The 12495-nt window shown below is 45.7% G+C and carries 9 protein-coding genes and 2 pseudogenes; 7 read left to right on the top strand and 4 right to left on the bottom strand.

Translation table 11 applies throughout. The annotated features are described in order from the left end of the window. Positions 1-278: 278 nt before the first annotated feature. Entirely contained in the window at positions 279-854 is a 576-nt protein-coding gene (locus tag P375_RS08730; protein ID WP_039136165.1) for a hypothetical protein, read from the top strand. Between the two features lie 294 nt (positions 855-1148). On the opposite strand, the gene P375_RS08725 is transcribed toward P375_RS08730, so the two are convergent. Next, complete coding sequence (locus P375_RS08725; RefSeq protein WP_039136163.1) at positions 1149-2261, bottom strand: alpha/beta hydrolase; 1113 nt, start codon at positions 2259-2261, stop codon at positions 1149-1151. A 419-nt stretch (positions 2262-2680) separates the two neighbouring features. Here P375_RS08725 and P375_RS08720 point away from each other — a divergent pair, with 419 nt between their 5' ends. From P375_RS08720 to P375_RS08710, 4 genes are all read left to right on the top strand, one after another. Then, complete coding sequence (locus P375_RS08720; RefSeq protein WP_280643129.1) at positions 2681-3361, top strand: flavodoxin; 681 nt, start codon at positions 2681-2683, stop codon at positions 3359-3361. Positions 3362-3494: 133 nt separating this feature from the next. Then, positions 3495-3638 (top strand): hypothetical protein, encoded by a 144-nt coding sequence (locus tag P375_RS13020; RefSeq protein WP_245176445.1) that lies wholly within the window; start codon positions 3495-3497, stop codon positions 3636-3638. A 151-nt stretch (positions 3639-3789) separates the two neighbouring features. After that, on the top strand, positions 3790-4209 hold the full coding sequence (locus tag P375_RS13015) for a hypothetical protein (RefSeq protein WP_245176444.1): 420 nt from the start codon (positions 3790-3792) through the stop codon (positions 4207-4209). Between the two features lie 367 nt (positions 4210-4576). Further along, entirely contained in the window at positions 4577-5581 is a 1005-nt protein-coding gene (locus P375_RS08710) for a virulence RhuM family protein (protein WP_039136159.1), read from the top strand. A 229-nt stretch (positions 5582-5810) separates the two neighbouring features. On the opposite strand, the pseudogene P375_RS12805 reads toward P375_RS08710, so the two are convergent. From P375_RS12805 to P375_RS08695, 3 genes and pseudogenes are all read right to left on the bottom strand, one after another. Then, positions 5811-6346 (bottom strand): annotated as a pseudogene (locus P375_RS12805) (carboxylesterase family protein); the annotation flags it as partial. 149 nt (positions 6347-6495) lie between these two features. Beyond that, positions 6496-7557 (bottom strand): annotated as a pseudogene (locus P375_RS08700) (carboxylesterase family protein); the annotation flags it as partial. Between the two features lie 83 nt (positions 7558-7640). Then, positions 7641-8738, bottom strand: a complete 1098-nt coding sequence (locus P375_RS08695) for an alpha/beta hydrolase (protein ID WP_039136157.1) — start codon at positions 8736-8738, stop codon at positions 7641-7643. 300 nt (positions 8739-9038) lie between these two features. Between P375_RS08695 and P375_RS08690 the strand changes: the two genes are divergently transcribed. Continuing rightward, on the top strand, positions 9039-11882 hold the full coding sequence (locus P375_RS08690) for a DEAD/DEAH box helicase family protein (protein WP_039136155.1): 2844 nt from the start codon (positions 9039-9041) through the stop codon (positions 11880-11882). Between the two features lie 168 nt (positions 11883-12050). Further along, positions 12051-12495, top strand: a 445-nt coding sequence (locus P375_RS08685; protein ID WP_280643128.1) for a Fic/DOC family N-terminal domain-containing protein, incomplete at its 3' end; no start/stop codon positions are given.

Raw genomic sequence — 12495 nt, 5'->3', positions numbered from 1 at the left:
GGGAATGGTCAATAGGGTGGGGAATGGAATTCAAGAATTGGGGGGGGGGTAGATGGCATGGTGGGTTTTCGTTTGAAAAAATGTAGTTGTTTCACATTTTTTCCTTTGAAAAAGTGTACGGTGAGGTTGGTTTTTCGTTGATAAAAGTGTGCTATTTATCTAAACTTTTCTCAAATTTAGTATCGTAGGCTGGCAATACCCTGCATAGTAACGGACTAAAAAAACTAGGTGAAACTGCAGTGTAAGATCAACTTTTACTTAAATAAGAGGGTTTTTATATGGGACAAAAAAATAATTTTAAAAATGCAAACTTTCATTCTACTACTCAAATCGTACAGGGGGATGTATACAATATAAATTCTGAAAATAAAGAGTTTACAACCGCCAGTTATCAGCCTGAGCCAATATGGAGAAGTAAGATAACTTTAGCTATTTTAAATTGGGCAGGTACTATAATGGGATTATTCTCATTATTTCCTCTCTATAAGAGTATTATTGAGCCTATAAAAATGTTATTAAGTTCTGATTATAAAAATATAGGAAATAATTATTTCATAATACCTTTAATTATTCTAATTGCTCTATTGTCAGTGGTATTAATGTTACGAAATATTGTTAAAAAACAATTAAGGTATCCCTTAGCTTTTAATTATGCTATCAGTGGAAAAGGACAAGAATTGATTTTAGAAAAAATTAAGACAGATCCTTGCCCACAATGCGGTGGTAAAATGAGATACTATAGCAAACCTATTGAATGGACAGGAAAGAAAGTTACAAAAGCAATTCCTGCTTTGGAATGCTTACGCAATTCTGAACATTGGTATAAAGTGGATCCTGCGGAAGATAAAGTTTAATTATTGTATTTTAGTGCCGTCTGAATTTTCAGACGGCATTCTCTTTTATTTAACTCGCTAAATTCCACATTATCCATATCAGACGTGAGGATTATCAAATAACTTACCACCAATAAAGCCACGAAATTTATGGATAACACCAGCCAAATCACTTTGCCTTCCCCTAATCATTTGCTTTACTCTTGAGTAAAATTCAACAATCACAGGGCGATTTGACGCAGGCATACGGCTTGGCGAAAGCCTTGAACAAGATCGATAATGTCGCCTAAGCACTAGACGACATTAAATTACCCCTTACTTATCCAATCCATTTTCTTTTAGCCACTCCGCCAAATGTTCTGCCACTTGCTGATTATTGGTGTCCGACATTAAAAAATGGGTGTTGCCGTGAATGCCCACTTTCGGCAATTCCACCACGCTCACCTTGCCACCGTGTTGGTTCACCACCTTTGCCCACTGCTTCGCCAGTTGCAAACGGGCATACCACTGCTCGCCGCCTTGCGTGCCGTCTAAATGGTCGGGGATAAAATCGCCAAAATAAATCACAATCGGCAGCTTGGTGAGGCGTTCAAATTGGGCTTTGCTGACCGTCATCGGTGCAACATCGCCGAATTGACTGGTTTGTGCGGGCGGCACTTCGCCTTCTGGGAATGGGAACGAACCCGGTTCAATGGCAATGATGCCTTTCACCTTGTCGCTTTGCATGGCGGTTGTCCAGCCAATCACGCCACCAGCGGAGTGGGTAACGAACACGCCTTGCCCCGTTTTGTCGAACAATTTCACCATACTATCGGTGATCACGCCCACATCAAACGCCCCTGTATCGGGTGTCATTTGGCGGAAAAATTGGTCTTGGCTGGCGGCATCTTTCGGGAACGCCACGCCTTTATTCATATTCGGATAAACGCCGATACGGAACTGGGCATACCAAAATTGATCGTCAGGCACGGCTGGCAAGTTGGCGGCAACCGTGCTTTGCCCTGCTTGCCCGCGTCTTGGTTGGTCGATCAAATAAATCGGATAGCCTTTGCGTAAAAAAATCGTGTCGAAGCCCTCACGGCCGTCTGGCGTAGTTTGCCACGTACGTGCTGACTGCCCATAACCGTGCAAAAACACCAGCGGATAAGGCTTGGCATTCACAGGGATTTGGTAAAACACACTGGCGTGATCGCCGTGCAAGGTTTGCCCACCTGCGGCGATAGAAGCCTTATACACGTCCCAAAACGGATTGCTGCTTTTGCCCTTAATCGCCTCAGGTACGGGCGTGTATTGTCCTGCACTGGTTTTCACCGTACCGCCCACAGCAAAACTGCCTTGCTTTTCAATGGTGATCGGGCTGGCAAAGGTTTGACCAGCCAGCAAAGAAACCGCCGCCAAGGCGGTGAGTTTTTGACGAATGGATTGCATAATTTTTCCTTATCAAGGATGAATGTGTCATCGTTTGATTTCAAAATAATACGGCGTTACCTCGCCTTGCCGTACTATCAGTACTGTCTGCGGATCAAAGCCTTGCCTTATTTTGAACTGAAACGACTATAAATGATGTGAGATAGGATACCAGAATGGACTTACTTTGATTAGCGAAGAATATGAGATAGGGTGTTGAATAATATTCAATAATCAGATGAGCCGTGAAGCCTAATGTCGTCTGAAAAAGAATGAGGAAATGTTTTTGATTCGGTATTGAAATGAAGGTGAAAGGCGGAGGGGCTGATTGAAAATAGGAGGCAGATGGCATAAAAACAGCGTAAAAAAACACCGCACTTTCCTTATATTGTTGAAAATTATTCACAAGCCTATTTTGTTTTTGCCCACTAATTCTTTACTTGGCTTTTTCTTATAATGCGTTCCTCAATAATAACGAGGACGAAACAATGATATTTTCCAAAAAAACCTTTTTTAGCTTAATGTTATCAGCGGTGATGGCGATGCCGTTGCAAGCCAAGAATTTGATTATCTATTTCTCTCAGCCCGAAAGTTACACCCAAGATCAGCTGGTTGATGGCGTTTCGGGAGCGAGTAAGTTGGTGAAAGATGGCGAAATGCTTGGGGCAAATGAATATTTGGCGAAGGAAATTCAAAAAAACACTGGCGGTGAATTATTCCATTTGGAAACGGTGCAAGCCTATCCAACAACACATCAGCCATTGTTAGACTTTGCCCAAACCGAGCAACGCAAAAATATCAAGCCGGCCTTGAAAGCCCTGCCGAATTTAGCGGAGGTAGATAGGGTCTTCTTGGTTTATCCGATTTGGTGGTATCAAATGCCGATGCCGCTTTATTCCTTACTGGAACAAGTGGATTTTAGCGGAAAAGAGATCGTGCCAGTTGTGGGACACGGCGGTAGTCGCTTAGGCGGAACGGACAGACAAATCCAACAGCTTCAGCCGCAAGCCAACGTGAAAGCAGGCTTTGAAGCCTACCTACATAAAACCGTTAGCGCAGAGCCTGAAGTGGAAAAACGCTTAGCTACCTTTTTACAGCAAAATGGTTACACGAAAAATTAAAGTCGTTTAAGTTCAAAATAAGACAAGGCAACGAGCCGCAGACAGTACAGCAAGGCGATGTAATGCCGTATTGTTTTGAAATCAAACGACTAAATACAAGAAAACCGCGAGCCCCCTATTGCTCATTGACAAAATGGCGTTATGGCTCGCCCTTCACACTACCGGATTGTTAATGAAAAAGAAAACGCTTTTCCAGCTTGCACAAGATTTGGTAATGACGGCGGTATTGCTGTCATTATTTGGCTATCATTTGTATGACGAAAGCACACACGAATAGCTTGGCATCGCCTTTTTTGCCCTGATTATTTTTCATCTCGCATTGAATACTTGGTAGCTCAAAACGCTGTTTTCAGCCAACCCTACCCCTTATAGCCTGTTGCAATACAGCATTATTTTTATTATTTTTCACCGCCTGTATCAGCGGCATAATGTTGTCTAAACACCTGCTGGCGGAGATGCCGTTCCATTCCACCAGCGATCTAATACGAAAAGTCCATATGACCAGCACCCACTGGCTGCAAATAATGATCGGCGTTCATCTCGGCTTACATTGGAAAATCATCGCCAATTTACTGGCGAATGTTTACCGCCTAGACCTCGATCACTGGCTTACCCGCAAGCTCATTCCCGCTTGCTGGCTCATCATCGCCGCCTATGGCGTGTTGATCTTCCTACAGCGGGATTTATTGCCTTATCTATTGCTACAAGTGGATTTCGCCTACTTCAGCTATGGTGAATCTCAAGGAATTTTTTATTTTGATTTTTTCACCATTTTAATTGCCACAGCTTACGCCACAAGAGGGGCGATCTGGGGATTATTCTTTAGAAAAAAGAAGGCGTTAGCTTGAGGCGGTTGAAGACGATTATTTTTCTTGCTCAAATAAACAGCACTCGAATTTACCTAGTGCAAAAATTGTGTAGCGGGGCGACATAGCAAAAAATTACCCAAAAAAACACCGCACTTTTGGATTAAAACATAAAAGTGCGGTACTTTTTTCGCATCGTTTTTTAAATACGTTTCGTCTATTCTTAAGGCAAGTTTACGCCAGCGGTTAAAATAGACCTCGCTTGTTAAGAGAACGCAAAACACACCACGATCAAAGTGCGGTCGGATTTTCACCTTTTTTTGCGATCTACATAGAAAAAATGCCCTTTTTCCCTTGCCAGCATTGCAAATGGCATTAGACTAAATAGAATTTCAGTTAAGGAGTTTGTATGACCAAATCGGAAATTGTTTCTTCAGTGGCGGAATATCTCACCTTTATGACCGCCACAGGCGAGAGCCAAGTTAATGCCATTTATGCGGACGAAAATGTTTGGCTGAGCCAAAAAATGATGGCACAGCTTTATGATGTTGATGTAAGAACAATCAGCTATCATCTTAAAAAAATCTTTAATGACAATGAGTTATCTGAAAATTCAGTTATCCAAAATTTTTGGATAACTGCCGATGACGGTAAAAATTACCAGACCAAACACTACAATCTTTCAGCGATTATTGCCGTGGGCTATAAAGTCAATTCCGAGCGAGCGGTACAGTTTCGCAAATGGGCGACTGAGATTATTCAAACCTACACCATCAAAGGTTTTGCGATGGACGATGAGCGGTTGAAAAATGACGGCACCCGTTTAGGCAAAAAGTATTTTGAAGAACAACTTGCCCGTATCCGAGAAATTCGCCTGTCAGAACGCAAGTTTTACCAAAAAATCACCGATATTTATGCGACTTCCATTGATTACGACCGCACCTCCACAGCGACTAAACGCTTTTTTGCCACCGTGCAAAACAAATTGCATTGGGCAATTCACGGTCATACTGCCGCAGAATTGATTGTAGAGCGAGCAAACGCCAGCAAGCCGAATATGGGCTTGACCACTTGGAAAGACGCACCACAGGGCAAAATTTATCCTTTTGATGTGGTGGTGGCGAAAAATTATTTATCCGACAATGAATTAGCTCAACTGCAACGGCTGGTGTCCGCTTATTTGGATATGGCGGAAGATATGGCATTACGCCAAATTCCGATGACAATGCAAGATTGGGAAACAAGGCTCAATCGCTTTTTAGACGCCACCGACCGAGCCGTGTTGCAAGACGCCGGCAAAGTTACCGCCGAAATCGCCAGCGCCCACGCTTTAAGCGAGTTTGAAAAATATCGTGTTATTCAAGACCAGCATTTTGAAAGCGATTTTGACCGTTTGTTGAAAGGAGGAGAGTGAAAGAGCGGTGGGATTTTTGGGGGATTTTGCGATTGCAGCAATTCAGAAACCCCTACTGCTTTCTTTTTATTCCCCCACTCAAAACAAGCCTTAAATTGGCTAAACTGCTCAAAAATGAGTAACTTTAAGGACTTTTATAAAAGTGAAATCAATTTAGTGATAAAAACACGCCCCAATCTCACCGCACTTTACGCTATTCCCTTTTTCCCAAACAGCAATAACCATTCGGTTAATACTTCATATTCGGGGCGAGTAGGTGCATTAGGGCTTTGTCGTGATGTTGTTTGACTTCGGGTTGGTTGTCGAAAATCATCACGTTGCCGTTTTCGCGGGTGTAGGGCTGCCATTGGGGTAAGCCTGCGGCGTTGGGGTTGCCTGTTTTGGCGAAGTTTGTCCACGCACGGCTCATTTTGGCGGCTAGGGCGTGGGCGGCTGCTCCGCCGCCTGTGGCTTGTTTTATTCGATCTATGTTATTGAAAAAAAGGAAATTTCAGCGGTGTGGTAGCTCATTGGCACGCTGTTAAACACGGGTGTGTCCCAAGTGAAGAGGTATTGATACACAGGCGCACCGCCTTGGTCGGCTTTGAGGCTGGCGGTTTTTAGGGCTGGGGCGCGTAAGAAGCTGTCCACATACAGCGCGTCGGCGAGGCGGCGTTGTGGGTAGGCTTGTTTGAAGGCGGCGATCACGGCGGCGGTTTTGTCGCCATATTTGGCATTCAGCCGTTGTTGCACTTCTGCTTCGCTCCAAGTAAAGCGATTGCTTTTTTCGCTTTCCGCAAGGTTCAGTTGCTAGGGGAAGCTTTACTCAATTATAGTCGTTTAAGTTCAAAATAAGACAAGGCAACGAGCCGCAGACAGTACAAATAGTACGGCAAGGCGAAGTAACGCAGTATTATTTTGAAATCAAACGACTATAAATTTGAGCCGATGAGGAGTGGAATATCTTTGGCGATGTCGGGGTATCTTTCACCCACAGGTTGCGTTGGGATATAGTCGCTGTCCATTGTTGGCGACCAAGAAAGCCCATAGCCGTTGCCACGAATGGCTGGGATTTTGCGTTGCTCGGCGATTTTTTTCATCGCTTGGCTGGCAGCTTGGTTGATTTGTTCTGGGCTAAATTGTTGCAGTTTGCTCAGATCGTTTTGGTTTACGCCCAAAATAGCGAGGGTTTCCGCTGCCACTTGCTGACCGATTTGCGGATCGGTGAGGGTCATACCCATTCGTTCCACCGCTCCGCTTTCCACAATGGCTTTTGGGAACAAGCCTTTCGCCGCAGGGGTTGCCATTAGGGTGAGGACTTTCGCCCCGCCGCCGCTTTCGCCAAAAATGGTGATGTTGTCAGGATCTCCGCCGAACTGGGCGATGTTTTGTTTCACCCATTGCAAGGCGGCGACTAAATCTTGAATGCCGAGATTGGCAGAGTGTTTATAGGCTTCGCCGTAAGCGGAGAGATCCAAATGCCCCATTGCGTTGAGGCGGTGATTGACTGAAACCACAACCACATCGCCTGTGCGTGCGAGGTTTTCGCCGTCATAGCTATCTAAATCGTTGGACGCACCCGATTGAAAACCGCCGCCGTGAATCCACACCATCACCGCTCGTTTATTGCCGTCTGAAAGCGAGGGTGTCCAAATATTGAGGTTTTGGCATTGCTCGCTTTCGTGCATTTCGGGGCCGGTGAAGAAGAACGAACGTCCGCCCATCGGCACTTGTGGGCAGACATCGCCATAGGTGAGGGCGAGTTTTGTGCCTTGCCAAGTAACGGCGTGCGGCGGCATAAAGCGTTCAGCACGGGCGTAAGGCACGCCTTTGTAAGTGTAAATGCCGTCTTGCACATAGCCTTGCAACTCGCCCGCTTGGGTCTGCACCACCGCAATGCCAGCCCCTGCTTGCACAGGATCGGCAGCGTAGCTAAATGACGCAGTGCTGAATAACACCGCTGAAAGTAAAGTAAGGGGGAAGCCTGTTGGTTTCATTTAAATACTCCTTAAATTGTTAAAAATTTCTTTTTGTTATGATGGGTAAAAAAGTGCGGTCGTTTTTCACCGCACTTTTCACCTTAGCGATCTAAGCCTTTCGTTTTCAGCCATTGTGCGGCGAGGTCGGCGAGTTGTTGGTTGTTTTTTTCGCCCATTAGGAAATGGGAGTTGCCTTTAATGCCGATGCTTGGCAAGTGTACCAGCGTGGCATCGCCGCCGTGGCGGTTGATGATATCGACAAATTGTTGTGCCATTGCCATTTCTGTGCCCCATTTGTCTTCGCCCACGTTGTTTGAGCCGAGTTTGATGTAATCGCCGTAATACAGCACGATGGGGATTTGGGTGAGTTTTAAAAAGTCGCGCATTGGTACGCCCATTGCGGTGGCGGATAAGTGTTCAAAGCGGGCTTGGGTGTGCTTGGGCATTTCCGTTTCGGGGAAGATAAACGGCGTGCCGCCTGGTTCATAGGCGATAATGGCTTTGACTTTGTCGCTGCGAATGGCGGCACGCCAGCCGATTGTGCCGCCCATTGAGTGGGTTACCAACACTGCGCCATCGGTTTGATTGACGAGTTTGGCGAGAACATCGGCGTTTAAATCATTATCTAAAGGCCCTGAGCCGACCGACCAGCTTTGTTGGAAAGCCTGATAGTTGGCTTCGCCCTCTGGAAACTGGGCATTTGGCACGGGCTTGCCTTGTGCGTCAAAATGTCCAATGCGGGAGAGGATATAAAAGGTTTTGTCGCCATACATCGGGTTGCTCGCCCAAGGGGTGGCAGGGTCGAGGGCTTGGGTGGAGAGGTTGGCTTCGCCACTGCGTGGTTGATCCAGCAAATACACCGAATAGCCTTTGCGTAAAAACAAGGTGTTGAAGCCCTCTCGACCGTCTACCGTGCTTTCCCAAGTGCGTTTGGATTGTGCACCGCCGTGCTGGAAAATCAGCGGATATTTTTTCGCATTCACGGGAATTTGATAGTTCACATAGGCAAAATCGCCATAGGCGCGCTGCCCGTTGGGAGAGAGAAAATCCCGTTGGCTAAACTGCCCCTCGTGGGTAACATAACGCCCACCCACCGTAAAACTGCCTTGCTTTTCAATGCTGATCGGGCTGGCAACGGCATGGGTAGCGAATGTCAACACGGCGGAAAGAATGAGTGTGTGTTTAAATGTCGATTTCATTATTTTTTCCTGATAAATCAATAGGCTTGAGGCGGTTAGTATAAGGTTTTTGCACAGCGATGATTAGTGGGGTTTTATTGGATAAGGTTGTGAATAAAATTCAATAATTTGGGGAGAATGGCATAAAAAAGTGAGGTGGTTTTTCATCCTTTTTTAATCATCAAATTCACAAAGGCTTTATTATGATTATTTGGCGTGAGGGATTAAAGAATTGCATCGCATCACGGGATTAAATATAATTCAAAGGTTCATCTAATGGTTTTTTATAAATAAATTCAAAAGATTATCTGGGAAAGACGGATGGCAGAACAAGCAAAGCACAACCAACACCCCGAACAGCAAGCCCGTGATTTGATTGACCAAAAATTACAACAAGCAAGCTGGGCGGTGCAATCGGTACAACAATTCAACCCCAATAGCAGCTTAGGCGTGGCGGTGCGTGAGTACCCAACCGATACGGGGCCGGTGGATTATTTGCTGTTTGTAGATAGAGAGCCTGTTGCCATTATTGAAGCCAAAGAAGAACAGTTTGGGCATAAACTCAACACGGTGGAAGAACAAACCGCACGCTATGCCCATAGCCAGCTCAAACACATTCCCCAAGCGGAAATTGCGTTTTTATACGAAAGCACGGGCGTGATTACCCGTTTTACCAACCGCAATGACCCTCAACCGCGAGCCAGAGAAGTTTTTCACTTTCACCGCCCCGAAACCTTGCAAAAATGGGCAAGTGAGGGCAAAAACACCCTGCGTGCCAAGCTCAAAGCCATACCGCCGCTCAACCCCGAGCATTTGCCCGCTGCTGAATTGGGCTTGCGTGATTGTCAGCTCACAGCTATTGAAAATATGCAAGCCTCATTGGCAAAAGATTTACCCCGCGCCTTAATTCAAATGGCAACAGGGGCGGGCAAAACCTACACCGCCATTAGCATTATGTATCGCCTGCTCAAATACACGGGCAAACGGCGGATTTTGTTTTTGGTGGACACCGTTAATCTAGGCGAGCAAGCCGAGCAAGAAATGCTGGTATTCACACCGCCTGACGACAACCGCAAATTCACCGAACTCTATCACACCCAAGTAATCAAATCGCCGCACATTCCAAAAGGCGTGGAAATTTGTATTTGCACCATTCAGCGAATGTATTCCTTGCTCAAAGGCGAAGAACTCAACATTCCCGAAGACAGCACCGATCTGGAAGAATGGGAACACCGTTTAAAAGAACCCTTGCCCGTAGCCTATCAAGCCGATTTACCACCTGAATTTTTTGATTTTATCTTTATTGATGAATGCCACCGCTCCATTTATAACCTATGGCGGCAAGTGTTGGACTATTTCGATGCCTATCTCATTGGCTTAACAGCCACGCCCGATAACCGAACCTTTGGCTTTTTCAATCAAAATGTGGTGAGTGAATACAGCCATGAGCAAGCCGTTGCCGATGGTGTCAACGTGGGTAATGAAGTGTATTTGATTAATACCAAAATCAGCACCGAAGGCGGCAAATTCAAAGCAGAAGAATTGGTGGAACACCGTGAACGCACCACACGCCGCAAACGCTGGCAACAGCAAGACAGCGATGAGGCTTATAGTGCCAAACAGCTGGATCGGGATATTGTTAACCCTAGCCAAATCCGCACCATTATCCGCACCTTTCGCGACCATTTACCGGTGATGTTCCCCAACCGTCAAGAAGTGCCAAAAACCCTGATTTTCGCCAAAAACGACAGCCACGCGGATGACATCATCAAAATGGTGCGAGAAGAATTTGGGCAAGGGAACGAGTTTTGCAAAAAAATCACTTATCGCGCCAAAGAGGATACCTTAGACGAACAAGGCAACATCATTGAAAAAGGCGAAGAGCCAAAAACGATTTTGTCCAATTTTCGCTACAGCCCCAACCCACGCATTGCCGTTACCGTCGATATGATCGCCACTGGTACAGACGTTCGCCCCTTGGAATGCCTGCTATTTATGCGAGATGTGAAAAGCCGCAATTATTTTGAGCAAATGAAAGGACGAGGCACACGCACGCTGGATAAAGAAGGCTTACAAAAAGTCAGCCCTTCCGCTCCTTCAGCCAAAACCCATTATGTGATTGTTGATGCCATTGGTGTCACCAAATCGCTGAAAACCGCCAGCCAACCACTCGACACCAAACGCACGGTGAGTTTTGCTGATTTAGGAAGAGCGGTAGTTTTTGGCGGTGCATTTGACAGCGATAGCATTAGCTCACTGGCCGCACGCCTTGCTCGAATCAATAAACAACTTGACGAAGAACAACAGCAACAGATCAGCAAAATCACAAACGGCGTGCCATTATCGCAACTGGTGAAAGACCTCTTTCACGCCATTAATGCCGATGAAATTCATCAGGCAGCCTGTGAACAAGAAGGCATTTCTGCTGACGGCACGCCGTCTGAAAAAACCATTTTGCATATCCAAAAACAACGGGTAAAAACCGCCACCCAACCGCTTTCAATGGAACTCATCACCGCCTTAGATGAAATCCGCAAGCAAAACGAACAAAAAATAGACCACGAACTCGATGAAATCACCCACGTTGGCTGGGCGGAAAACGACCAAGCCCTCACCCAGCATTTTGCCGACTGGATTGCCGAACACAAAGACGAAATCACCGCATTGCAAATTTTTTACAGCCAGCCTTATCAACGCCAAGCCTTAAGCCTCGCGATGATCAAAGAGCTGGCAAACACCATTAAACAAGCCAAGCCCCACCTTGCCGTTAGCCACATTTGGCAAGCCTATGCCCGCTTGGACAAAGTGAACGACCAGCCTGAAAACGAACTCACCGCCTTAGTGAGCCTGATTCGCCGTGTGGTAGGCATTGATGAAATCATTACGCCATTTGCCAAAACCGTACGCAAAAACTTCCAAAAATGGACATTTGAACACAACCGCCGAGCTGGTAAACCACTCACTGAAGAACAAATGCAATGGCTGACGATGATACGAGATCACCTCATCACCTCCTTTGCCATCGCAGAAAACGACTTTGAACTCACCCCTTTTAACCAACACGGCGGCTTAGGGCAAGTCTATGATGTATTAAGCGAAATCGCTGCCAACGACCAAGATTTTTACGCCCTGCTCAATGAGATTAACCAACAATGGATCGCTTAATTATTTTGTAAATCAAAAAGTACTCAAAATGAGTAACAAGCAGTTTTGTTATTCATCCGTGATGAATAAGGTTTTTTGTTAATCAAAATTATCAAAATATGGTTGGCAAACTTGCTTGTTACGCATAAATGAGTGATAATAGACTTTATTAATCATTTTCACCTATTTTTGAGTAACAAAATGCTCAACACCTTGGATTTTTCAAAAGCAGTGGATTATCACTATGATCGATTTCCACCCCAGACCTTGGACTATAACCGCCTAATGGCAAGCCTGCTCAGTGCTACCGATGCACTGGCTCGCTACGACCAAATGCTCAAAAATCTGCACAACAGTGAGATTTTGCTTGCCCCCTTGCGTAATCAAGAAGCCATTATTTCATCGCGAATGGAAGGAACGATCAGTACACTGGATGAGATTTTGCAGTATGAGGCGGATTTTGCCGAAAATGAAATGCCCAGCGAAGTGCGTTCTGACATCATCGAAACCGTGCTGTATCAACGCGCCTTAAAAAATGCCCAACGTGCGATGAAAGAGGGCTACCCTTTAAGTAAATCGCTCATCAAAACCTTGCACCAACAATTGCTTTCTTCGGGGCGGGGGGGGGGGGGGG

It is taken from the genome of Gallibacterium genomosp. 2 (genome assembly GCF_000771895.1).
In the GTDB taxonomy this organism is placed as follows: domain Bacteria; phylum Pseudomonadota; class Gammaproteobacteria; order Enterobacterales; family Pasteurellaceae; genus Gallibacterium.
This window is presented reverse-complemented; position numbering and strand designations above follow the sequence as displayed.

What these genes read in the sequence shown, in the direction of transcription:
- P375_RS08725 (WP_039136163.1), bottom strand. Translation starts at nt 2,261, where the DNA reads ATGCAATCCATTCGTCAAAAACTCACCGCCTTGGCGGCGGTTTCTTTG.
- P375_RS08710 (WP_039136159.1), top strand. Translation starts at nt 4,577, where the DNA reads ATGACCAAATCGGAAATTGTTTCTTCAGTGGCGGAATATCTCACCTTT.
- P375_RS08730 (WP_039136165.1), top strand. Translation starts at nt 279, where the DNA reads ATGGGACAAAAAAATAATTTTAAAAATGCAAACTTTCATTCTACTACT.
- P375_RS08695 (WP_039136157.1), bottom strand. Translation starts at nt 8,738, where the DNA reads ATGAAATCGACATTTAAACACACACTCATTCTTTCCGCCGTGTTGACA.
- P375_RS13015 (WP_245176444.1), top strand. Translation starts at nt 3,790, where the DNA reads ATGTTGTCTAAACACCTGCTGGCGGAGATGCCGTTCCATTCCACCAGC.
- P375_RS13020 (WP_245176445.1), top strand. Translation starts at nt 3,495, where the DNA reads ATGGCGTTATGGCTCGCCCTTCACACTACCGGATTGTTAATGAAAAAG.
- P375_RS08690 (WP_039136155.1), top strand. Translation starts at nt 9,039, where the DNA reads ATGGCAGAACAAGCAAAGCACAACCAACACCCCGAACAGCAAGCCCGT.